The 22,345-nt window shown below is 37.9% G+C and carries 20 protein-coding genes and 1 pseudogene; 5 read left to right on the top strand and 16 right to left on the bottom strand.

Going from position 1 to position 22,345, the window contains the following annotated elements:
• Positions 1–298 precede the first annotated feature (298 nt).
• Positions 299–3,049, top strand: coding sequence for a T9SS type A sorting domain-containing protein (locus CQ022_RS16845; protein WP_105683479.1), 2,751 nt, complete (start codon positions 299–301; stop codon positions 3,047–3,049).
• 174 nt (positions 3,050–3,223) lie between these two features.
• Here CQ022_RS16845 and CQ022_RS16840 read toward each other — a convergent pair whose 3' ends face one another.
• Positions 3,224–4,012 carry a PhzF family phenazine biosynthesis protein gene (locus CQ022_RS16840; protein ID WP_105683478.1) on the bottom strand — a complete coding sequence of 263 codons (789 nt, stop codon included), beginning with the start codon at positions 4,010–4,012 and terminating at the stop codon, positions 3,224–3,226.
• 441 nt (positions 4,013–4,453) lie between these two features.
• Between CQ022_RS16840 and CQ022_RS16835 the strand changes: the two genes are divergently transcribed.
• Positions 4,454–6,052 carry a tail fiber domain-containing protein gene (locus CQ022_RS16835; protein ID WP_105683477.1) on the top strand — a complete coding sequence of 533 codons (1,599 nt, stop codon included), beginning with the start codon at positions 4,454–4,456 and terminating at the stop codon, positions 6,050–6,052.
• 405 nt (positions 6,053–6,457) lie between these two features.
• On the opposite strand, the gene arsB is transcribed toward CQ022_RS16835, so the two are convergent.
• From arsB to CQ022_RS16800, 7 genes are all read right to left on the bottom strand, one after another.
• Positions 6,458–7,492 carry an ACR3 family arsenite efflux transporter gene (gene arsB / locus CQ022_RS16830; RefSeq protein WP_105683476.1) on the bottom strand — a complete coding sequence of 345 codons (1,035 nt, stop codon included), beginning with the start codon at positions 7,490–7,492 and terminating at the stop codon, positions 6,458–6,460.
• A gap of 2 nt (positions 7,493–7,494) precedes the next feature.
• The gene (locus CQ022_RS16825; protein ID WP_105683475.1) at positions 7,495–8,106 is read right to left on the bottom strand and encodes a low molecular weight phosphatase family protein; all 612 of its coding nucleotides are present in this window, start codon (positions 8,104–8,106) and stop codon (positions 7,495–7,497) included.
• 19 nt (positions 8,107–8,125) lie between these two features.
• Positions 8,126–8,599 (bottom strand): DUF6428 family protein, encoded by a 474-nt coding sequence (locus CQ022_RS16820; protein WP_105683474.1) that lies wholly within the window; start codon positions 8,597–8,599, stop codon positions 8,126–8,128.
• Positions 8,600–8,678: 79 nt separating this feature from the next.
• The gene (locus CQ022_RS16815; RefSeq protein ID WP_105683473.1) at positions 8,679–9,008 is read right to left on the bottom strand and encodes an ArsR/SmtB family transcription factor; all 330 of its coding nucleotides are present in this window, start codon (positions 9,006–9,008) and stop codon (positions 8,679–8,681) included.
• Positions 9,009–9,424: 416 nt separating this feature from the next.
• Positions 9,425–10,474: an alpha/beta hydrolase gene (locus CQ022_RS16810; RefSeq protein WP_105683472.1), complete on the bottom strand. Its 1,050-nt coding sequence runs from the start codon at positions 10,472–10,474 to the stop codon at positions 9,425–9,427.
• Between the two features lie 12 nt (positions 10,475–10,486).
• Positions 10,487–11,047 carry a sugar O-acetyltransferase gene (locus tag CQ022_RS16805; RefSeq protein WP_185126823.1) on the bottom strand — a complete coding sequence of 187 codons (561 nt, stop codon included), beginning with the start codon at positions 11,045–11,047 and terminating at the stop codon, positions 10,487–10,489.
• An 87-nt stretch (positions 11,048–11,134) separates the two neighbouring features.
• Complete coding sequence (locus tag CQ022_RS16800; RefSeq protein ID WP_105683470.1) at positions 11,135–11,956, bottom strand: helix-turn-helix domain-containing protein; 822 nt, start codon at positions 11,954–11,956, stop codon at positions 11,135–11,137.
• A 265-nt stretch (positions 11,957–12,221) separates the two neighbouring features.
• Between CQ022_RS16800 and CQ022_RS16795 the strand changes: the two genes are divergently transcribed.
• On the top strand, positions 12,222–13,514 hold the full coding sequence (locus tag CQ022_RS16795; RefSeq protein WP_105683469.1) for a hypothetical protein: 1,293 nt from the start codon (positions 12,222–12,224) through the stop codon (positions 13,512–13,514).
• A 137-nt stretch (positions 13,515–13,651) separates the two neighbouring features.
• On the opposite strand, the gene CQ022_RS16790 is transcribed toward CQ022_RS16795, so the two are convergent.
• The 3 genes from CQ022_RS16790 to CQ022_RS16780 form a co-directional block, all read right to left on the bottom strand.
• Positions 13,652–14,596, bottom strand: a complete 945-nt coding sequence (locus tag CQ022_RS16790; protein ID WP_105683468.1) for an MBL fold metallo-hydrolase — start codon at positions 14,594–14,596, stop codon at positions 13,652–13,654.
• A gap of 124 nt (positions 14,597–14,720) precedes the next feature.
• Complete coding sequence (locus tag CQ022_RS16785; RefSeq protein ID WP_105683467.1) at positions 14,721–15,842, bottom strand: agmatine/peptidylarginine deiminase; 1,122 nt, start codon at positions 15,840–15,842, stop codon at positions 14,721–14,723.
• Between the two features lie 69 nt (positions 15,843–15,911).
• Positions 15,912–16,736, bottom strand: a complete 825-nt coding sequence (locus tag CQ022_RS16780) for a GyrI-like domain-containing protein (protein WP_105683466.1) — start codon at positions 16,734–16,736, stop codon at positions 15,912–15,914.
• 153 nt (positions 16,737–16,889) lie between these two features.
• Here CQ022_RS16780 and CQ022_RS16775 point away from each other — a divergent pair, with 153 nt between their 5' ends.
• Together CQ022_RS16775 and CQ022_RS16770 are read left to right on the top strand one after the other, a co-directional pair.
• Positions 16,890–17,138: an FUSC family protein gene (locus CQ022_RS16775; protein WP_105683465.1), complete on the top strand. Its 249-nt coding sequence runs from the start codon at positions 16,890–16,892 to the stop codon at positions 17,136–17,138.
• Complete coding sequence (locus CQ022_RS16770) at positions 17,139–17,546, top strand: YybH family protein (RefSeq protein WP_105683464.1); 408 nt, start codon at positions 17,139–17,141, stop codon at positions 17,544–17,546.
• A 66-nt stretch (positions 17,547–17,612) separates the two neighbouring features.
• On the opposite strand, the gene CQ022_RS16765 is transcribed toward CQ022_RS16770, so the two are convergent.
• The 5 genes and pseudogenes from CQ022_RS16765 to CQ022_RS16740 all read right to left on the bottom strand — a co-directional run bounded on the left by CQ022_RS16765 (position 17,613) and on the right by CQ022_RS16740 (position 22,343).
• Entirely contained in the window at positions 17,613–19,067 is a 1,455-nt protein-coding gene (locus CQ022_RS16765; RefSeq protein WP_105683463.1) for a sigma 54-interacting transcriptional regulator, read from the bottom strand.
• Positions 19,068–19,130: 63 nt separating this feature from the next.
• The gene (locus CQ022_RS16760; RefSeq protein WP_105683462.1) at positions 19,131–20,270 is read right to left on the bottom strand and encodes a vWA domain-containing protein; all 1,140 of its coding nucleotides are present in this window, start codon (positions 20,268–20,270) and stop codon (positions 19,131–19,133) included.
• A gap of 282 nt (positions 20,271–20,552) precedes the next feature.
• Entirely contained in the window at positions 20,553–20,954 is a 402-nt protein-coding gene (locus tag CQ022_RS16755; RefSeq protein WP_105683461.1) for a PaaI family thioesterase, read from the bottom strand.
• A 12-nt stretch (positions 20,955–20,966) separates the two neighbouring features.
• Positions 20,967–21,377: pseudogene (locus tag CQ022_RS23200) on the bottom strand (DUF2000 family protein).
• A gap of 3 nt (positions 21,378–21,380) precedes the next feature.
• Positions 21,381–22,343 (bottom strand): helix-turn-helix domain-containing GNAT family N-acetyltransferase, encoded by a 963-nt coding sequence (locus CQ022_RS16740; protein WP_105683459.1) that lies wholly within the window; start codon positions 22,341–22,343, stop codon positions 21,381–21,383.
• Between the last annotated feature and the right edge of the window lie 2 nt (positions 22,344–22,345).

The following is a 22,345-nucleotide window of genomic DNA, read 5'->3' as shown; positions in this document are numbered from 1 at the left end:
AACCATGAAAATGAACAAAACTACACCGTATTTGTTTTTACGAATACACGCTCTTTTTTCCCAGTAATTTAAAACAACAGTAAGTCCTTAAAATTTCTTAAGGGCTAGAGCTGACATCTGCAAAAATCTTTCAAAATCAACGCTTATTCATTGGTTAACATCCCTGTTTCTCTATGAATTTATTTGATTCTGAGTGTTTTGGGTGTTCAGATGACTTGTGGTATGGAGTTCAGAAACCATGTAAACGAAGCGGAACCGAAAAGCTATACGAGTAGGAAAATAACATGAAAATTAAAATATGAGAAAAATACTTTTATTAGGTGTATTCATCAGTATACACTCCTTTGCGCAATGTTGGCAAAGTCTTAATGCAGGAAATGAGCATTCTGCAGGAATCAAAACAGACGGATCATTGTGGGGATGGGGAACTAATTTTTCAGGAGAATTAGGTGACGGAACCTCGATGACCAGAAAAGCACCACACCGAATAGGAAAAATTACAGATTGGAAAATGATCAGTGCCGGAGGCAACCAGACTTTCGCCATTAAAAATAATGGAACATTGTGGGCATGGGGACGTAACGAATACGGACAGTTGGGAGATGGAACTACCACTACAAAGAATATCCCAACACAGATTGGAACAGATACGAATTGGCAAAGTGTTAGTATTGGGGAGGACTTTTCGGTAGGAATCAAAACAGATGGAACGCTATGGACGTGGGGACGTAATGATTCCGGACAATTGGGAGATGGAACTACCATTTCAAAAAAGACCCCAACGCAAATTGGAACAGATACCAACTGGCAAAGCGTTGATACAGGATATAAGTTTGCCTTAGGAATCAAAACAGACGGGACATTATGGGCATGGGGTACTAATACTTCCGGACAACATGGAGATGGAACTAACATTTTAAAAAAGATCCCTACGCAAATAGGAACAGATACGAATTGGAAAAATGTTGACGCTGCAGATAATTATTCATTAGGTCTGAGAACAGATGGAACACTCTGGGCATGGGGTCAGAATGTTTATGGGCAATTAGGGGATGGCACTAACGTTTCAAAAAAAATCCCACAGCAAATTGGAACGGCAACCGATTGGCTTTATATAGGGGCTAAAAATGGAGCTGCATTTGCAACAAAGACAGATGGAACCCTTTGGTCATGGGGATATAATGCTTTTGGACAATTGGGGCATGGAAACGACACTTCAAGTGCTACATTTCCCCCTACACAAGTAGGCTCTTCTACGGACAATCTTCAGATCTATGTCGGAAAAAATCATGTTCTTGTAAAAAAAACTGATGGTACTTTTAGATCTTGTGGCCTAAATAGCTCAGGTCAGTTAGGTGATAATACCACTATTGAAAGAGATTCGTTTGTAGAGATTGCCTGGCCTGAAGTTTGCATCTCTCCGACACAGTTTTCTACAAATAATATTACTTCGGCAGCAGCTACTATTAGTTGGACGGCAGCAACCCAAGCTCCCAGCAAAGGATATTTGTACATGTATAGCACAAATCCTACGATGAGTGGAAATAATGGAACTACTGCTTCTACAACCGTAAATTTAACAAACTTGCTGCCTGCAACCACTTATTACTGGTGGGTGGCCTCTGATTGCGGATTCAGCCAGGCGGTTTGGTTGGAAGGCGGATCCTTTACTACACTTCCTGCAACTGAACCAGGCTGTTGGAAAAATGTGAGTGCCGGTCTTAATCATTCCATAGGATTAAAAAAAGACGGAACATTATGGGGATGGGGAGATAACTCTGATGGTGCGCTGGGAGATGGAACTACGATTAACAGAAATATACCCACACAAATAGGAACTTCTGATAACTGGGTGAAAATAGTAGCCGGACTTTCTTATTCGGCAGGAATAAAAGCAGACGGAACACTGTGGACTTGGGGATGGAATTATGACGGGCAACTAGGGGATGGAACTACAGTGAATAAAACCTTACCTATACAAGTCGGAATAGCAACAGACTGGGTAAATATTACAACCGGAGATGGTAATATGGCCGCCATAAAATCTGATGGAACGCTTTGGGGCTGGGGAAATAATAAGAGTGGACAATTAGGGGATGGCACAACAGTGAACAAAACCTTACCTATACAAATAGGAACAGCTACTGACTGGCTAAGTGTATCCTCTAAAGGTAATCATACGCTTGCTATCAAAACAGATGGAACACTTTGGGTCTGGGGAGATAACAAGTTTGGACAATTAGGAGATGGTACAACAGTGAATAAAACCTTACCTATGCAAATAGGAACAGCTACAAACTGGAAAGCTATTGAGGGAGGAAGGACTCATTCGATGGGACTTAAAACAGATGGTACAATTTGGGCCTGGGGAGATAATAGATGGGGGCAACTGGGAGATGGTACAACAGTAAATAAAACCTTACCTATACAGGTTGGAACTGCAACAGACTGGCGAAATTTTAGCAGTGGTACTAATGGTTCCACTATAGCTGTCAAAACAGATGGAACGCTTTGGACATGGGGATATAATGCCTCAGGACAATTGGGAGATGGATTTACAGTACACAGATCTACTCCAATGCTTATTGGAACTACCACTGACTGGCAAAGCATCTCAGCAGGAGCTCAAAATACATTGGCTATCAATACGAACGGACTTTTAGTGATTTCTGGTAGTAATAGCCACGGAGAGCTGGGAGATGGAGGAGATACTCAAAGAACAATTTTTACACCTGTGGGATGTCCTGCAAATAATGTAGTGGTTAATGGAACTTCAGCAAACAAAGGTTTGAACATGGATAAAGCTTCATTCAATGCAGATCAGCTTAAAGTCTATCCTAATCCGGTATATGATATTCTGAACCTCTCATTGGATCAGAAAATTCTTTCAGTAGCAGTTTACAATACAGCGGGAAAAGAGGTGCTTGCTAAAGTAATCAATGATACTAAAGGAACACTTAACTTTTCAGCTCTGTTACCGGGTATTTATCAGGTGATAGTACATTCAGTGAATGGCGCTGTAAAAACTGTAAAAGTAATCAAACGCTAAACATGACCATTATAAAATGCATTGAGAAATGAACCGAATAGTTATCTCTTGAGAACGTTTATCGGAAAAATAAGATTATTTACGCAGAAAGGCCTTGAATCATTCGATTCAAGGCCTTTTATTGTTGAATATCCCGTGATGATTATTGCACCGCAAGATCTCCTGAAACCTTTTTTATTCAATCCAAAAATGTCCCACAGAATACGTTTTGGCTTTCCCTGCCACAATTACTCTTTCACTCTTGTTTTCACAATAAAGCTGGCCGCCTCTTTCAGAGATCTGACGGGCAAAAAGCTTATCTTTTCCTAATCTTTCAGACCAGAAAGGAATAAGCGAGCAGTGGGCAGAGCCGGTAACAGGATCTTCAAGAATGGAGGACTGTGAAGTAAAATATCTTGAGACAAAATCACTGTCCGTACCTGCTGCTGTCACGATAACACCTCCCGGATCCAGATTGATAAGATCAAAAATAGATCTTTCAATTTTTATGTTTTTGATATCCTCCTCAGAATCATAGACCAGCACATAATCTCGGGATTTGAAGACTTCTTTAGGTTGTATGGTAAGAGCTCGGGTGATAATATCCGGAAGAGTAGCTGTTTCAGGCATTCTTGATGGAAAATCCATATAATACATCCCATCTTTTACTTCTACAGTCAATGCACCGCTTTTGGTATCAAAGATTATTCTATTGCTCTTATAATCTAAGATGGTGGCCAAACAATGAGCCGTGGCAAGGGTAGCATGTCCGCACAGATCCATCTCTATTTCAGGAGTAAACCATCTCAGGTGAATCGTATTGCCGTTATCAATGAAAAAAGCGGTTTCTGCTACAGCATTTTCACGGGCTATTTTTAAGAGGGTTTCATCAGGTAACCAATTTTTTAATGGAACAACACACGCAGGATTTCCACGGAAAATCTCATCTGTAAAGGCATCTATTTGATATAATTTTAACTTCATGATTGGTAAAAATTTCATTTGTATAAAGATAATCTATTTCAGAAAGCCTATCCTAATTATTCATGCTTCTGTAAAATAGTTATTGATAGGATTCTGGAGGTAAAAAATGTGGTGGATTTAATCATCTTATACAAATTAATAGTAGTTTCTTCCTTATACATTTTGTCATAATTTTTCCACATACAGATGGAGATTTCTTTACACTTATTTCTTCGAAAACGATTCTGTAACCTATAGTTTTGTACTATTAAAAACAGGAAACAATGAAAAAATATTTTTATAATTTTCTTCATTTAGATTTTTCAGGGCACCCGCTGGCACTATCTACGGTTTGTTTACAGAGAATCCAAAACTTACCATAGCTGCTGTATCGTAAAATCCTTATACAGTTTAATTTCCTAAGATTTATTCACTTTATCAATAACTCATAATCATATTATAATGTTTAAAAATTTTACTGCATTATCAATCGCGGCCGCTTTGCTTTCTTACAGTATTGGGTCTGCCCAAAGTGTGGGGATCAATATGTCCCAACCCGGATCAACACTGGATGTTAACGGATCTTTGGCTGCAAAATACAGTTCTGTTACCTCTGCAGCTTATGCCATGACTTCGGGAGATTTTCACATCTCGTATAACGGAACGGCAAATGCTGTTTTCACCCTTCCGGCAGCTGTTTCAGGAACAGGCAATTTCAGAGGACGTATGTATACCGTTAAGAATAACACCGCTTTTACGGTTACCGTAAATCCTGCGGCTTCAGAAACAATTAATGGAAGTGCAAGTACCACAATAGGCCCTAACCAGAGCCTGCAGCTGATCAGTACCGGACTTACAGGCGCTGTTTCTACATGGGAAGTCTCAGGAAACACCAATATTACAGCAAGTAATGGACTTACTGCTGTAGGAGAGGATGTGAGACTTGGTGGCACCCTTTTGCAAAATACAGCGATTGATTACTTAGATAAAGCTTTATACTTCAGAAGTAATGTGAATGGGGCAGGACTTACATCCATCAGTAATACAAACTCCGGAACCAATGCTTCGGCTCTTTTAAGGCTTACTAATGATACGGGAAGTTCTATGGATATGTTTCTTAATTCTTCAACCAAAACCACGGAAGGAGGAGTCAATGCAGGAACAATCAATAATATAGGAGGTGCTCTTACTATAGCAGGGAATAATAATGTTGCCCAATTTAAGCTAAGTCAGGCTAGTGGTGGTGATTATTTTTATAATGCAGACCGAAAGCTTAATTTCAACGGAGATGGTGATATTACAGCCTTTGGTGCAGCAGGGAATGCTCTTAATGCCTATAATGGTCTTCTAACGTTAAAAGGGAATAGCAGCAGTCCGGCATTTGCCCAGGTAACAGTAGGTACTACAGGTTTTCGATATTATTATGCCAATAACACCAATAGCATGCTCGATATTGATGGGAATGGTGATATCAATATGAATAGGCCAGAAGTAGGTGGTATTGGCGGAAATAAAGTTGCAGCCACCAAAGGACATCTTGATTTAAGTGGATACAACACGCTGAATGGTTCTGTTACTCAGGTCTATCTTGGCGCAGAAGGATTCAAATACAGCTATAACGGCAGTACGAAAGTGACTATTGACGGTAACGGGCTGGTGAGTGCAGCAGGTGGTTTTGTCAATACTTCGGACATGCGTTTAAAAACTCAGGTTAAAGAAATAGGATATGGTCTCAGTACCATTATGGCATTGCAGCCGAAACAATACGAGTTATCTGCTAATACTCAGATTAAAGAAGGAAAACCTGCTGTAAATCCTCTACAGAAAACACAACATAAAATCGGATTCCTGGCGCAGGATCTTTATAAAGTAATTCCTGAGGCAGTCTATAAACCGAAAGATGACACAAAAGAAGCCTGGGCCGTCGATTATGCTTCTCTTGTACCTGCCCTTACAAAAGCGATTCAGGATCAGCAGAATGAAATAGAAGAGCAAAAAGCCACAATTAAAAAACTGGAAACAGAACTGGAAACAATCAAAAAGAAATTAGGATTGAATTGATTGAAATGTCCACGGTTCTAAAAACACACGATAAGAATGATTATCTTATTTTATAAGGAGAAACATTTTAATGAACCATCCCTCGGTTTTCATTTTTTTGATTTTTCAATACGTTGCTAAAGCCTGCCATTTTGCAGGCTTTTTATATTCATCAATACAGATTGTTTCAACAGTAATGGGATTTGTGAAGCTGTTTTTATTCATGTATCTTTATGTAAATATATTTTGAATATTACATTGATATTATTGAGCTTATATGACAAAGCCATTATTATTCTTCTCAGCTGGGTACTTTATCTATCTTGGACGTGCTGTTGATACTGTAGTTCATGAGCATCATGCAATACAGATTGCTATAAGTCTTGAGGAGAAAATAGAGGTACCTTTATGGTTCTTCCTGTCAGATTACTCATGATACCATTTCTTTTTTAGGAATACACTTGCTTTTACCAGAAGTATTAACACCGGAACTTCTACCAAAGGGCCAATCACGCCTACAAATGCCTGCGATGAGTGAATACCGAAGACGGAGATCGCAACAGCAATGGCCAGTTCAAAATTGTTTCCTGTAGCTGTAAAGGCAATAGATGCATTTTTATCATAAGGAATTTTTAATGATTTGTTGATGATAAAGCTTACGAAAAACATAAGAATAAAATAGATCACCAAAGGGATTGATACTTTAATCACATCCATTGGCAGTTCCAGTATTTTTGAACCTTTCAGGCTAAACATCAGTACAATGGTAAATAATAAAGCATACAGTGTAACAGGTGATATTTTAGGAATGAATTTTCTGTTGTACCATTCCGTTCCTTTAGACTTTATCAGGAAATGACGACTAAGAAATCCTGCCAGAAAAGGAATTCCAAGGTAAATCAGTACACTTTCTGTAATATCTTTCACAGAGATATTTACATTAAAACTGGCCAGACCTAACTGATTGGGAAGCACATTAATAAACAGCCAAACCATAAAACTATACGTAAACACCTGAAAGATGCTGTTTAAAGCAACCAGTAAAGCCGCATATTCTCTGTTCCCTTTGGCAAGATCATTCCAGACGATTACCATGGCAATACATCTTGCAAGCCCGATCAATATCAGCCCTGACATATAATCAGGTTCGTGCCTTAGAAAAAGAATTGCCAGTCCGAACATCAAAGCCGGACCAATGATCCAGTTGAGGAATAAGGAGACTCCAATTACTTTTTTATCCTTAAATACCAATGGCAGAAGAGAGTAATCAACCTTTGCCAATGGGGGATACATCATAAGAATAAGGCCTATTGCCAGAGGAATATTGGTGGTTCCTACAGACTGTGAATTGATGATATTAGGAATAGACGGAAACAAATGTCCCAAAGCAACTCCAATACCCATGGCAAGAAATATCCATAGCGTGAGATAACGATCCAGAAACTTTAATCTTGGCTGCATAATTATTTTTTGATTTTAGAAAAAACATAGAACATTTCTTCTGCAATTTGTACGCTTCTTTCAGTATATATTGCTTCCTGCTCCGGGGTATTGTCTGAAACCTTTGGATCTTCAAAGGTAATGGGGATTCTTTTTTCTGCCCCGGCGATAAACGGACATCCTCCATCAGCCTGTGAACAGGTCATAATAGCTGCAAATCCTGATACAGGGTTGAAATGGCTGTCATATTTCTTGGAAAAACCAATGATAGGAAGGTGGTTGTCATCGTATTTTATAGCATACACGGGATTAGTCGTATCGGCAATACTAAAGACTGTAAAACCTTGCTTCGTTAAGACTTCTGCAATCTTGGGAAATACGGCTGTTGTCTCCGTTCCCCCAGAATAACAGTTAACCTCCGGAATCGTAAAGAAAGAAGCCGCTGCCTGTGCCCAGACCTGTGTCAAATGGCTGCGGCGGGAATTGTGGGTGCAGATAAAATTCAGATTGATTTCTTTGCCATCATCTACCTTTTGCTGGATAAAACTGATGAGTGGTTCCAGCGTTTCTTTTCTATCAGTCTCTATATTTTCCCACTGTAAAGACTGAACTGTATTTGATAATTCTTGGTACATATTATTATATAAAAATTAATTAGCAGCAGCCTGATTCCGGATTGCATGCTGATGTTGAGGTTACAGATAATTCAGACAGGTTTTTCTTTTGTTTTTCCGAAGGAATGCCACAGGCTTCCTGTGCAAGGCAAGCTGTTGTCTTGTTTTTGAGGATAAAGTTTTTCCCGTTAAATTCCAAATCATATTTACCAATGGTTTCTCCTTGATATTCTACTTCAATTTCTGAATCTTCTATTCCCAGTTTTTCTTCAGAAAGCTGAATGATATGAAGCAGTTTTCCCGCTTTCAGACGATGTTCATAATCATCCGCATTCCATAGCTGGAAGTTGACCACTTTTTCGCTTCTGATTACACCGCCGCAATCAATGAATTTTTTGATAATCTGACCTACTTCCGTTACATGAAAATGCTCAGGGACAAACGTGCCGTTTTCCAATTGAAATTCAACATTTTCCAATGCCGGCAGAATTTCTTTGATTTCTGATAGTCTCATAATAGAGTAAAATTTAGTGAGTAATTATTTTAAATTGTTATATTGCAATATTACGATATATTGAGTGAAAAAAAATGCTTTAGCAGCATTGTTTTATAGTAACATCCTGATTAAAAAACAGGTTGAATTCATTTTGAAACTGTTTCCAGGTAGTTTCATTGATGCAGTAGCATACCGACTTTCCTTCAATTGAACCTTTGATAATACCAATATTTTTCAATTCTTTTAAATGTTGGGAAATGGTCGCTTGCGCAAGACCAAGTTCTTCAACAAGATCGTTACCTATACATGCTTTCTGATTAATGATATGCTGTAAAATAGCTATTCTTGCAGGGTGACCCAACACTTTAAGTAAAGAAGCCAGCTTGTTTTGCTCTTCAGTATAAATGTCTGTTTTAGTTACTCCCATTATCTTTATTTTTATATTGCAATATTACGATGTTAAATTAATATAACAATGAAAAAACTTTCTAATTTTAAATAATTCGAATTAATATATTGAATATCAATTGTTTGAATTACATGTATTTAATGATTGCAGAAAAAAGATAGAAGCAGAAATGGAAGCCATCAAAAAGAAACTGGGATTGTAATAAACTGGTGCAATATTTTGGACTTAAAGTTATTGCATTTCCGATTCTAAGAACACATAAAAAATACCTTATTCTGTTGGAGAAACTATTTTAATAAAGCATTCCCTCAGTTTTTATTAAAATATTCAACTATTTAAGGTTTAAAATTCCCAAATTTTTTATTTTCCAATACGTCGCAAAAGCCTGCTATCTGCAGGCTTTTGTATTAATGAATCTGGTTTTACAAATAATCTTATTTCAGGTTTTTCTTAAAAAAAACATCCAGTGTATTGAAAGGAATAATGTCTGTTTTGTCGTAAAGATCTGTATGTACGGCGCCAGGAATGATTATTAACTCCTTAGGTTCGGCAGCCATCTTGTAAGCATCTTCACTGAAGTATCTGGAATGTGCTTTTTCTCCAGCAATAATCAGTACCGAACGGGGAGAAATTTCTTTGATATAAGTGAGTAATGGCATATTCATAAAAGAGAGTGCATTGGTTGCATTCCACGAGCCGACTGAGTTTAATGAACGTTCATGAAACCCTCTCGGAGTACGGTAGTAATCAAAGTATTCTTTTACAAACTGAGGTTCATCTCCTTCCAGTTTTTCAGCATTCAGCCTTGGTCCGGGTTGAAATGTTCCCTTCTCAGCATCTTTCCAGCGTTGTTCACCAAGTTGGTGTAACAATTGTGTACGCTGTTCCGGAGTGATGGCATCATAATAACCTCTCGCCATTACCCGTGACATATCATACATACTGGTTGTTGCAACAGCCTTTATACGTTGATCCACTGCTGCTGCATTTAATGCAAACCCTCCAAATCCGCAGATTCCGATAATTCCTATACGATTTCTGTCCACTTCTTTCTGTAATCCCAGAAAATCTACTGCAGCACTGAAATCTTCCGTATTGATATCAGGAGATGCCACACTTCTCGGTTCTCCATTGCTTTCCCCGGTATAGGATGGATCAAATGCCAGTACAATAAATCCACGTTCTGCCATCTGATTGGCATAGAGACCAGATGACTGTTCTTTTACTGCTCCAAAAGGCCCGCTTATGGCAATAGCTGATAGACCTTTATTTTTAACGTGGGATGAAGGGCTGTACAGATCACCGGTAAGTACTATTCCGTAACGATTTTTAAAATGTACTTTTTTACGGGTAACTTTGTCGCTCAGTTTAAAAGTATAGTGTTCGTTTTTTTCAATATTTTTCATTTTCTTTTCATTTTGCTGTGCATAGGCTTTTCCTGTGAGCAGCAATGCAAATGCTGTTAAAATTGTCCATTTTTTCATGGGAATATTTCTTTAGATAGGTTTTATGATTTTTGCAGGAATTCCTCCAGCAATGACGTTGTCCGGAATGTCTTTAGTAACAACAGCTCCTGCAGCTACTATGGTATTTTCGCCTATGGTAACTCCGGGAAGAATGGTTGCATTGGCTCCAATCCAGGCATTCTTTTTAATATGAATACGTCCGGGAACAAGCGATTGGCGGTTTTCTGAAGAAACAGGATGTCCTTCAGAAAGTAAACTGACATTGGGAGCAATTAAGACATAATCTTCTATTGTAATGCCTCCCAGATCAAGAAATGTACAGCCGAAATTGATGAACACATTTTTCCCGATTTTTGTATTCTTTCCGTAATTGATATATAAAGGAGTAAAGATGGTTGTGTTTTCTTCAATATATTTACCGATGATCTCACCTAGAAACTTCCTTATTTCTGCCGGATCAGAAGTACTGTTCATTCTGATCAGTAATTTCTTTGTTTCAAAAGAGGCTTCACGCATTCTGAAGGCCTGCGGATCATCTGCAGGAATGGTTTTCCCTTCTGTGAGTCGTTCAAAAATATCCTGTGTTTTCATTATTATTTATTTACAGGACAAAATTAAAAAGTGAACCTCACAGCACTATTACTGCGAGGCTCAAATAACTTTTCTCTGAAGCTCAGGTTATATTTCCTTTGGCGAAAACCCGTATTGTTTTTTGAATGCTGTGGAAAAGTGTGAAGGATTTTTAAATCCAACCTCTACATAAACATCCTGTACTTTCCTGCCTTCATTTTTCAGTTTGAAATAGGCGGCTTCAAGACGTTTTCTGATCAGCCATTTTTGCGGACTCAGGTCACTTATCTTTTGGAAATCACGCTTGAAAGTGGCCAGACTGCGACCGGTATAGGAAGCAATTTGTTCCATGGTAAGTTCATCCATATAATTTTCATTCATGAACTCCATTATATCAATTTTCCACGGCTCTGTAAAATCAAACAAAATAGGAAAAAAGATCTCTGATTGATTGAGTAAGGCGTAGATTCCTTCCTGTAATTTAAGATGAACAACCCCTTCAGTCGGTCTTGTATTTTCATCAAAATAAGGGGTGAGCGATTGAAACAGGCTTGTAATATCGGCACGCGGATCTATTTTAAATACATTTTCTTCAGAAAAATGAATCTCTTGAGGCAGATCTGATTTATTTAGTTTATTATAAAAATCCCGGAGCAAGTTACGGTTGAAGGTTAATGAAATTCCTTTGTAAAGTTCATCGCCTTTACTGTTTTTATGCATCATCAGACGGTGGTTACGCCGTATAAAAGCACATTCTCCTGCTGCTATGGTTATTTTCGTATTCCGATCTTCAATGATTTGTTCTCCGGAATACAAATAGAGTAGTACATGTTCCGGGGTTGCGTGAATGCATTTTTCACTATAATCTGAAAAACAGGAAAAAAATATTCCTGAGTAATTTATGGTTTTCAATGGGTCATCCTGTTCCATCTTATGTTAAAAATAAAGGGTCTTTAATGACAAAGTTAGTTATTAAATGCTCAGCTTTATTTTCTTTACGGCTCAATATATATTTCTTAGAAGCTCATCAATTACCTTGCCTGCACGTTATTTTTGATGGTTGCGGTTTTTCTTCATCACTGTAATTCATTATATTAGCTGCCTAAAGTATTAATTTGCACTTATTATGTGTGTATACCTATAAGGTGCAACGATCTATTTTCACAGAAAAACTTTAACCACAAAGAATTTAACCATGAAGCAGACTGTTCTTACAGCATTCTTTTTCTTGTTTGTATTGGGTGTAAAAGCACAAAAACAATCTATTTCCTCTGATACAATTTCTGTTTATTTTGATGAGCTAAACACCGCTTCAAAAAAGAATATCGGACTTTGGAACAAAGATTTATATGGCCCTATGATGTTAATCGATCCTAAAACCAGGGAATTTTTTGCCAACGAGCCGGATTCGGAGGGAATTCTGAAACGTAATGGCACTATCTATTCTGGAGTTTTGCCTGCTGCTGTCAACATCGCAAATACCGCCATCAATTGGGGTGGAAAAAGATGGGCAATGATCATGCTTCCTCTTTCTCAAAATAAGGAAAACAGGATTAATCTTTTGGCTCATGAATCTTTTCACAGCATTCAGCCTTCATTGGGATTTACTCTTAACAATGCAGAAAATAGTCATCTGGATCAGAAAGAAGGGAGGATTTACCTTCGTCTTGAATTGGAAGCGCTAAAGCAGGCAGTCCGATCATCTTCAGAAAAGGAATATACACATCACCTCACCAATGCATTGACCTTTAGAAAATATAGGAATAGGCTTTACAAAGGTTCAGAGAATACAGAAAACCTGCTGGAACTGAATGAAGGAATTGCTGAGTTTACAGGGCTGATTGTGAGTGGCAGAAATAAAGATCAAACAAGATTATATCTTTTGAATGGCATTGATGGTTTTATGAAAAATCCAACATTTGTACGTTCATTTGCTTATTATACAACACCTGTTTATGGATATTTGCTGTATCTTAAAGATCCGGACTGGAACAAAAAAATTAATGCAAAAACTGACCTGACCGGCTATTTCATTAAAGCATTCGATGTCAGGATTCAGACTGACCTGCAAAAAGCAGTTGAAAAACTATCTGACAATTATAATGGTACATCAACTATAAAGGAGGAAACCGAAAGAGAAGAACAAACGAAAAAACGTATTGCCGAATACAAAATGAAATTCATTCAACAACCTCACTTTGAAATCAAATTTGAAAAAATGAATGTTTCGTTTGATCCGAGAAATATTGTGCCTGTAGAAGATCATGGGACGGTATATCCGAATATCCGGATTACTGATTTGTGGGGCATTCTGACGATTGAAAACGGAGCATTGATGAGCCCAAACTGGGATAAAATTTCAATATCAAATCCAGTGAGTACTGAAAATAAAAAAGTATCAGGTGACGGATGGATCCTTGAACTGACAGATGGCTATACCATAGCTAAAGATGAAGGTAGTGGAAATTATAAATTGCTTAAGAACTGATCAACAAAATAGAAAAAACTTCATGATTTTAATGAATCGTATGTAAATGCTTGTAATTTAGTTGATTATTTTGTTGGGTAATGATGCATAAAATAAAAAAGATGAAGCCGAAATAAGCTTCATCTTTTGATTGATAATTAGGGTAAACTAATTTTTTTACCTTGCTCAGGGAAAATATAATTTACGTTTAGAGGATTGTTTTTCAATAATTCCTTTTTGATAAGTTCTGGATTATCACCTGTCGGTTTTCTATGGGTAACGACAATATTGAGCCCCTCAAGATTGTTCTGACCTGTTTTTTCTTTCAGCTTACTTAATTCTTCAACCAGAAGATTAGGAGTAAGGTGACCAAACAGAAGATGCTCAGGCTGGCTGTTAGGAAAAGAAACTTCAATTAATATAGTATTCAGTTTTCTTTTTTTAACCAGAGGAGCAATGGTATTCCAAAGATGATCCAGACGGTCAGATTTTTCAATACGGTCAGCACCTGTATCTCCCAGATACAGTAAATAGTGTTCATTTCTTCTTACCAATGCAGCACTGCTTTTATAAGGGGTTACATGGCTCAGTTCATAACCTGTGATAAAGAAAGGTGTTTTAGGTGCAGGGATTTCAGCGCCTTCCTGAAGTTCATTATAATGGTATTTTCCAAGGATAGGTTTTTGTCCCTGATCCGCAAAATTGATCCAGGTATCTGTGATGAAGTAATGATTCTGTAAAATCTGAATCACAGGTGCTATAGCAAAGATATCCTTTTTGGAGTCGGCCGGGGAATTGATGATCAGTCCTGATAAGTGATCCAGATGACCATGCGACACAAAATATCCTTTTATCTGATCTTTTAAAACTGTTTCCGCTGATCCTTCAAGACTTTTTAATTGAATTGCTTTCCGTATTCCGGTATTTACGGTACCGGCATCAAGACATAGAAATGCATTGTCTTTCGGTGCTCCTACCAGATAGGCTGATAAATTGTCTTCCTGCTCACCGCCATATATCCCTAAAGGAATAACATCAAAATTTTGTGCCTGACAAACAATATTCAGAAGCAGGGCTAATAAAGAAACTGCTGTTTTTTTCATAATACTTACAATAGAAAACCACCTTTTAGCAAGATGGTCAGACAAATTTACGCTATTTTTGGGGACTGGCATTCTTTATCAGGAAAGCCTGCTGATTTTCAGCAGGCTTTATTTTTAATAGTATTTATTGGGGCTGTTGCTGGGTTACACAGTGTACCATTCCGCCATTGGCAAATAAGTTACGGCAGTCTATTCCCACTACCTGTTTGCCAGGATACAGCTGTTGAATAATATTATTGGCCACAGCATCATTGGGATCGTTATAGTTAGGCACCAATACGCGGTTATTCGCGATATAATAATTAATATAAGAAGCACGGCCTACATTTTTTCCATAGGTTGTTATTACATCATTTCTTGTGAGGGGTACTTTTACAAAATGATAAGCAGATCCGCTTTTTGTGGTAGCATCATATAGCTTATTAATGTCACCATCCGGAACCTGCCAATAGTTAAGATCATCAGGATTCATCGTGATAATCGTGGATGAATTGGCAAATCTTGCGAAACCATCAATGTGCATATCTGTGATATCAAGACCCGCTTTTCCATTCAGCCAGATAAATTTGGTTACTCCCAGATTTTTAGTAAATATGGCTTCTGCTTCCTGTTGGGTCATTCCCGGATTTCTGTTATTATTCAGGATAGAACTTTTACAAGCTATCAAGACTCCGTTTCCGTCAATTTCCACACTTCCGCCTTCATTAATCATCACTGAGTTAAGATTGATTTTTGGAATATTGGTATCTGTAGCTATTTTGGAAGGAATGGTGTTGCATTTGCTGTAATCGGCTTTATTACCCCAGCCATTAAATCCCCAATCCTGAATAAATAACTGTCCGTTTTGATCCTTCACGTAGATAGGACCGTTATCTCTTACCCAGAAATCATCTGTCTGATAAAGTTTGAAATTAATATGGGTAAGCGGAACTCCGGCACTGTTTAATAGTGCTGTAATACGATCCTTTTCTACACCGTCATAAGCAATGATGTGAACTTTTTCACTTTGTACCAGTTCTTTGGCCATGGCTACCCATGTTGCATCCAGTCTGTTACGGTAAGTAGTTCCATATTGATACTGATGGGGCCATTGAAGCCAGGTTCCTTCGTGTGTTGCCGATTCTTCCGGCATTTTGTAAAGAGCTGCCACGGGGTTCACTGTATCTGGATTCTCTACTGTATCTGTCTGTGAACAGGAAAGTAAAAGGGCAGGTAAGAGCAGGGACAAGATTTTCTTTTTTTGCATAATTGATCTATTTTTAACAAGGCAAAATTAGATCGATAAAAGCTGTAAAAGTTGTCCCAAATTGACAACTTACTTCAGGGGCAATAAAATATAAGTCAGCTGCTTTTCCTGGTCATCTTCATTTTCAACATGCCTTTCATACTTTTCGATAATGGGAGTATGGGTGAATTCAAGACCTGAATTAAAAATCCAGCGGGAATAGATTTTGGTATAGGTTTCGTCAATGGTGTCATAGCTGCCTGCGTGGGTGAAGCGGGCATATTTTCCTCCAAATATTGTTTTTGAAGGAAGCTTTTTTTGGTCAGACTGTACGGAAGAACATGCATCATACCGGCAGTTGATTTCAGTGGTAATCAATGGTTCATCTGCGATGACTCCAAAATAGGCTGTCCCGGAATCAGGAAACTCATTTTCCATGAATTTTTCCCACAGGACTTCAATTTCTTCATTGTTGTAATATGTGTTAATACTCTGATAATATACCTGCATTGGTTTCAAAAATACAATTTCAGGTTCCAGCAAAATATCTGATGTAACCGGAATGATGGCGTCCTCACAAAGGAGCTGTTCTTTACTTTGTCTTGCTGCTTTGGGTGAAATTCCAAAATGTTGTTTAAAAGCTTTGGAAAAAGAAGCGATATTGGCAAAACCCACTTCAATAGCAATGGAGGTAAGGTTTTCCTGAGTATAAAGAATCCGTTTATAGGCATTTTCTACTTTTAATCTTTGCTGGAAAGCTCCAATGGTTTCCCCACAACTGTACTTAAAAATGCGCTGGATATTTCGGTAGGAGTAATGGGAAATATCTTCCAGTTCCTTTACAGAGACGGGCTGATCGTAATTCTTTTCCATGAAATTGATAATTCTGTAAATACAATTCAGGTTGTCTTCCATAAGCTTTGAAATTTTCAGAAATAAATTACAAATAAAAGAAATAAAAAAATGTCTCAGCAATGTTGTATTTTAGCTTTCGGCGAAAACAGATGGTAAAACAACCCCTTTTTGCTGATTTAAAACAAAAAATAACCGGGAAACCTTAAGCAAACCATGGAAAAAGAACTATCAGAATTAACAGATCAGGAACTTTTGGAGAAAAAAAGAACCATTGAAGCCCGCAATATCTCCAATGCTGTTATCCTTGGAGTATTAGTGGGTATAGCTATTTATAGTATGATCACCAAAGGGCTTAGTTTGATGACTTTTATACCGATACTATTTGCCCTTTTTGTGGCTAACAGCTGGAATAAAAATAAGAAGGAATTGAAAAAAGAATTAAACGCAAGAAATCTAAAATAAGTGCAGGATTTTAATAGAAAAACAGAAGCCGGTGCTGTAGCATATTTCCGTTATTGTATTAAAAATGGAGATGTGGCAGGAGCATTAAGTTGTTTTCATCCTGATGCCGTATATATAGACAGAGAGGGAAGAGAGCTGAGAGGGCTTGATCAGATCGCATTGGCAATGAATGAGATTTGCCGTTTACAACTGGATATTCAGGGTGAAACTCCCCATGTAACCGTTGTGAATGATGTTGCCATGTGGCTAGACCATTGGGAAATGACCGGAAAAGCTCCGGACGGGCATCTGATTGAAATGAAAGGCCATACTTCCTGCATTATGAAAAGAAATGAAGATGGAGAATGGCTGTGGCTGGTTGATAATCCTTTTGGTGCTGCTATACTTAAAAATGATAATATGGTGTAAAGAAAAAATAAAAAACCTTCAGATCAGTTCTGAAGGTTTTTATATTTAATCTATCGGATATTGATTTTAATTACGCAAAAACTGGCCAATTCCCGGCGAATCAAAAGTAAAGGCATTTTGATTTTCAGATTTATCAATTTTGTTGCTGATGGTTAATGCCCATAAAATTAGCTCTTTACAGAAATTCTGGTCTTCAGCGTTGAGTTCAGAGGTATTTTCTTCCACTACAGCTGTCAGAGGAGCTATCTTATCAAGTTTAGCATAAAATTCTTCATCTGTATCATTGTAATTAAGTTCTAAATGGTTTTTATTGAACCATCTGATCAGATCGGTATAAGGTGTTTTGATGCCTTCTTTTTCCAGTTTGGAAATACGGGGGAATATACTTTCAAACTGGGTCATGACTGCTTTGTCAATCAGAATTTTGGCTACGTAATCAGCTCCTTCCTGTTCTCCTTCATATACCAGCTCAATTTTTCCTGTAATAGACGGAATGATGGACATGAAGTCGAGCAGTCGGATGGTGGTTTTCTCTGCTCCGGATTCAATCAGACGTAATTTGGCGGCTGCAACTAAGTTTTCCATTGCACTGATCGTCAAACGGGCACTTACACCACTTTTTGCATCTACATATTCACTGATTCGGGCTGCAAAAGCCACTTCTTCCAAAAGATCTTTCGCCAGATCAGGAATCTGTATCTGTGCTTTATCTTCAGCAGAGATCAGTGCTTCCTGCTCGGTAATCTGTCGGGCAAGAGCAATTGTTTTTGGATAATGGGTGAAAATCTGCGATCCGATTCTGTCTTTCAACGGAGTTACAATACTTCCTCTGTTGGTATAATCTTCCGGATTGGCGGTAAAAACAAATTGAATATCAAGAGGCATTCTCAGCTGGAATCCCCGGATCTGAATATCTCCTTCCTGTAGAATATTAAACAGGGAAACCTGGATTCGGGCCTGTAAATCCGGCAATTCATTTAAAACAAATATGGAACGGTTAGCACGGGGAATCATTCCGTAATGGAGAACCCGTTCATCAGAATAAGGAAGTTTTAAAGTAGCTGCTTTGATAGGGTCTATATCACCGATTAAATCAGCAACATTCACATCCGGAGTTGCTAGTTTTTCATAGAAACGTTGAGAGCGGTGTACCCAGGAAATAGGAGTTTCATCACCCAATTCATCAATGAGGTCTTTGGCAAATTTTGAAATGGGATGAAACGGGCTGTCGTTGATTTCGGAACCTTTTACAACAGGCATATATTCATCAAGCAGATTAACCATACTTCTTGCAATTCTGGTTTTTGCCTGGCCGCGCAGTCCAAGTAAATTGATGTGGTGTCCGGCAAGAATTGCTTTTTTCAATTGAGGAACAACGGTGTCTTCATAGCCCCAAAGTCCTTCGAATACGGGTTCTTTAGCTTTAATTCTGGCAATTAAGTTGGCCTGAATTTCCTCATTAATTGTTTTATGGGTATAACCGGAGTCTTTTAATTCTTTAAATGTGATATCGTTTTTCATTTCTTGTAATACTTTATCGGGTAAGGTTTTATTTTCAATGCTTTAAAGTCTGAAATCTGACCTTTAAATTCTTCTTATTCTGTTTTTTTCGTAATCTTCAAAAATCATTTGTCCTAAACCTGAAAGCCCTGTCAGGAAAGCTTTTCCTTTGTTCTGAGCGGTAAATTCTTCTACAAACTGCCGCAGATAAGGATCCTGAGCAATCATAAAAGTAGTGATGGGTATTTTCAGTTTTCTGGCTTGTGCTGCTCTGTTGAAGCATTGGTTAACAATTTTTTCATCCAAACCAAAACTATTCATATAAAACTCTCCACTGGGAAGCTGAATGCAACTTGGCTTTCCATCGGTGATCATAAAAATCTGTTTATTGGTATTTCTTTTTCTGCGGAGAATATCCATTGCCAGTTCAAGTCCGGCAACGGTATTGGTATGATAAGGTCCGACTTTTAAATAGGGAAGGTCTTTGATCTTGATAGGCCATGCTTCATTTCCAAAAACAATGATGTCGATAGAATCTTTGGGGTATTTTCGTTTAATCAGTTCCACAAGTGCCATGGCTACTTTTTTCGCCGGAGTAATACGGTCTTCACCATATAGAATCATGGAGTGGCTGATGTCTATCATCAGAACGGTACTCATCTGTGCCTTGTGTTTCGTTTCTTCTACGATGAGGTCTTCCTCTGTCAGGCGCAGGTCTGAAATTCCGTTATTGATCTGTGCATTCTTTAAGCTTTCAGTCATATTCACTGCTGCAAGATCATCTCCGTATTGGAAGGAGCGGTTTTCGCCATCTCTTTCATCTCCGATTCCTGTTTTGCTGGTGCGATGATTTCCTGCCCCGTTTTTCTTCAGCTTTCCAAAAATCTGGTCTAAGGCATACTCACGAAGGGCTGCTTCCAGTTTAGGTGTTAATATATTTTTACCTTTTCCACTTCCTGTATTGCCTTCTTCAGGATCTTCTTCTCTGATATAACCTCTTTTTTTCAAATCTTCTTCAAAATCCTGAAGGGTATATTCATCATTGAAGATATCATACTCTTTATCAAGCATATCAAGCCACTCGAAAGCTTCCTCTATATCTCCGGAGGTATGGGTGAGCAAATCTTTGAAAACATCAAAGACCCGGTCAAAATGTGATAATTCCTCTGGTACATGCTTACTGAATATAAAGCCTTTATGAGGATTAAAATTTTTATCTGTCATAAGATGATACGCTGTTTTTGCTGTTATTGGGTTTTGAATAGTTCAGATAATCCAAAAATTATCAGGAGTATTCTTTATTTCGTTTCAATCTGAAAAGTTAGGAAAATATCACTTCAAGATTCCCTTTGATAAATAGAAAAAACTAATGGTGGTGATATGGAATAAGAATATAATAGCTTGCTCTTTGATAGAGCTTAAAAAGAGTCTATTTCATATATTTATACTGAAAAATGCACAAATAAGGATTTGTGCATTTTAAATGTTATGGAAGAAAATTTGTTTTTATGAATGAATGGCAATCATAGTTGCTGTCATTTTTGCAATGAGCTTTTCCTCTTTTTGATCATAGACATAACCTTCACAAATGGTAAGTGTTCTTCCTGCCTGTAAAACTTTTCCAATGGCAACAAGTTTATCCGTATTGGCTGGCTTCATAAAATTAACTTTGAACTCTACGGTCAATACATTGGAATTTTCAGGCATTGTGGTTAGAGCTGCATATCCGCAGGCGCTGTCTACAATGGTTGTGAGAATGCCTGCATGAAAAAAGCCGTTGTGCTGGGTCAGGTTTTCCGAAAATTTGCAGGTAATTTTTACCTCTCCTTGCTGAACTTCTTCTAATTGGGCACCAATCGTTTTCATGATTCCCTGTTTATCAAAACTCTGTTTTATTCTATCGTACATAATGATTGGTTTTTATTCATGAAATTTTAATCCATCCAGAGCTTTATCTACTTTTTTATTCTCACCATACACGATAATACCAACAAGATCCAGATGATCTGCAGGATGTTTTGCGATCTCAAGAACATTCTCTTCACCGGAGCGGGTCGCAAAAAGCTGTTAGGTATAAACTCCAATGGAAAGTTCTCGATCTCTTGAGCGGCGGAATGCCCGCTGAAGTTTTTCTGTATTATCTGCTTTATAAATAAGGGTAGGATGTTTTATAAAAGCTAAAAATTCTTCCTGATCTGCGGTGATGAACTTTTCACCATGAGTTTCCGGAAATTCAATAGCGATGCTTCCCGCCAGAAAAGAAACAACATTAAGTTTTTGCCATGGCAAGAGATCATCTTTAATGACAATGGCTACTTTTTTATCGTACATATCTTAATTTTTTAGAGATAATTCCATTTGAATGTTACAGCGCTGATAGGGTGTTGCGCGACCGGATACTTTTTGGAATCCAAGTTTATAATACAGGTTAATGGCTGGCTTCAGGATGGTATTGCTTTCGAGATATATTTTCGATACTCCGATTTCTTTGGCCGTATTGATAATTGCCTTTCCCAGCAGCCAGCCTATGTTTTTTCCCTGTGCTTTTGGGGAGACAGCCATTTTTGCAAGCTCAAAATCATAATCCGGATCTTCCATTTTGATGAGAGCACAGACCCCAAGCGGTTCATCATTATAAAGGGCGACAAGTATTTTCCCTCCTTTATTTAAGATATATTCTTCAGGGCTATCCAATGCTTTATAGTCGGCATCTTCCATTTTAAAATAAGCGGAGATCCATTCTTCATTAAGTGCTTTGAATGCAGATTGGTATTTCGGATTATAATCAACGATTTTTACATTTTTACTTTCACGGGCCTTTTTCTGTTCCTTTACTCTTGAAAGCAAGGATTTCTGTTCAAAAAGGTGTTCCCATTCTGCAAGTGCTTCCCAGAGATTGTGTGTAGCTTCTTCAATAATTCCGTCAATAGCAAGATCTATATCCGCACATTGTATTGTTACCATTTTCTCTGCAATCTGTTTCCCTTCCGCAGTTAAGCCTACAATATTTCTTCTCTTATCACTTGATTTAAGATTATCCTCAACCAATCCTGCCTTCAGCATTTCCTTGATAATTTTTGTTACTGAAGGTTGAGAGTGTCCAATTTGTTCGGCAATCTCAGTAATGGTTTGATTGCTTTCTTCATGCAATACAAAAAATACAGGAAACCATTTGGGTGAAAAGTTTTCTACATTATACAACTCATAAATTTTAGTGGCATCTTCAGTCACTTTTGCTGTAAGCAAACGGAGCCTGCTACCTAACGCCATTTTACCTGTTCTGTTGAATAAGTCCATAT

It is taken from the genome of Chryseobacterium culicis (genome assembly GCF_002979755.1).
In the GTDB taxonomy this organism is placed as follows: Bacteria; Bacteroidota; Bacteroidia; order Flavobacteriales; family Weeksellaceae; genus Chryseobacterium; species Chryseobacterium culicis_A.
Note: the sequence above shows the minus strand (reverse complement) of the source record. Positions and strands in the feature narration are given on the sequence as shown.

Bases quoted from the DNA above. Each gene is read 5' to 3' on its own strand.
- CQ022_RS16775 (WP_105683465.1), top strand. From the start codon at position 16,890: ATGGAAAAAGAACTATCAGAATTAACAGATCAGGAACTTTTGGAGAAA.
- arsB (WP_105683476.1), bottom strand. From the start codon at position 7,492: ATGCAGCCAAGATTAAAGTTTCTGGATCGTTATCTCACGCTATGGATA.
- CQ022_RS16790 (WP_105683468.1), bottom strand. From the start codon at position 14,596: ATGAAAAAAACAGCAGTTTCTTTATTAGCCCTGCTTCTGAATATTGTT.
- CQ022_RS16825 (WP_105683475.1), bottom strand. From the start codon at position 8,106: ATGTACCAAGAATTATCAAATACAGTTCAGTCTTTACAGTGGGAAAAT.
- CQ022_RS16795 (WP_105683469.1), top strand. From the start codon at position 12,222: ATGAAGCAGACTGTTCTTACAGCATTCTTTTTCTTGTTTGTATTGGGT.
- CQ022_RS16820 (WP_105683474.1), bottom strand. From the start codon at position 8,599: ATGAGACTATCAGAAATCAAAGAAATTCTGCCGGCATTGGAAAATGTT.
- CQ022_RS16755 (WP_105683461.1), bottom strand. From the start codon at position 20,954: ATGTACGATAGAATAAAACAGAGTTTTGATAAACAGGGAATCATGAAA.
- CQ022_RS16810 (WP_105683472.1), bottom strand. From the start codon at position 10,474: ATGAAAAAATGGACAATTTTAACAGCATTTGCATTGCTGCTCACAGGA.
- CQ022_RS16740 (WP_105683459.1), bottom strand. From the start codon at position 22,343: ATGGACTTATTCAACAGAACAGGTAAAATGGCGTTAGGTAGCAGGCTC.
- CQ022_RS16760 (WP_105683462.1), bottom strand. From the start codon at position 20,270: ATGACAGATAAAAATTTTAATCCTCATAAAGGCTTTATATTCAGTAAG.
- CQ022_RS16805 (WP_185126823.1), bottom strand. From the start codon at position 11,047: ATGAAAACACAGGATATTTTTGAACGACTCACAGAAGGGAAAACCATT.
- CQ022_RS16835 (WP_105683477.1), top strand. From the start codon at position 4,454: ATGTTTAAAAATTTTACTGCATTATCAATCGCGGCCGCTTTGCTTTCT.
- CQ022_RS16815 (WP_105683473.1), bottom strand. From the start codon at position 9,008: ATGGGAGTAACTAAAACAGACATTTATACTGAAGAGCAAAACAAGCTG.
- CQ022_RS16780 (WP_105683466.1), bottom strand. From the start codon at position 16,736: ATGGAAGACAACCTGAATTGTATTTACAGAATTATCAATTTCATGGAA.
- CQ022_RS16845 (WP_105683479.1), top strand. From the start codon at position 299: ATGAGAAAAATACTTTTATTAGGTGTATTCATCAGTATACACTCCTTT.
- CQ022_RS16840 (WP_105683478.1), bottom strand. From the start codon at position 4,012: ATGAAGTTAAAATTATATCAAATAGATGCCTTTACAGATGAGATTTTC.
- CQ022_RS16800 (WP_105683470.1), bottom strand. From the start codon at position 11,956: ATGGAACAGGATGACCCATTGAAAACCATAAATTACTCAGGAATATTT.
- CQ022_RS16765 (WP_105683463.1), bottom strand. From the start codon at position 19,067: ATGAAAAACGATATCACATTTAAAGAATTAAAAGACTCCGGTTATACC.
- CQ022_RS16785 (WP_105683467.1), bottom strand. From the start codon at position 15,842: ATGCAAAAAAAGAAAATCTTGTCCCTGCTCTTACCTGCCCTTTTACTT.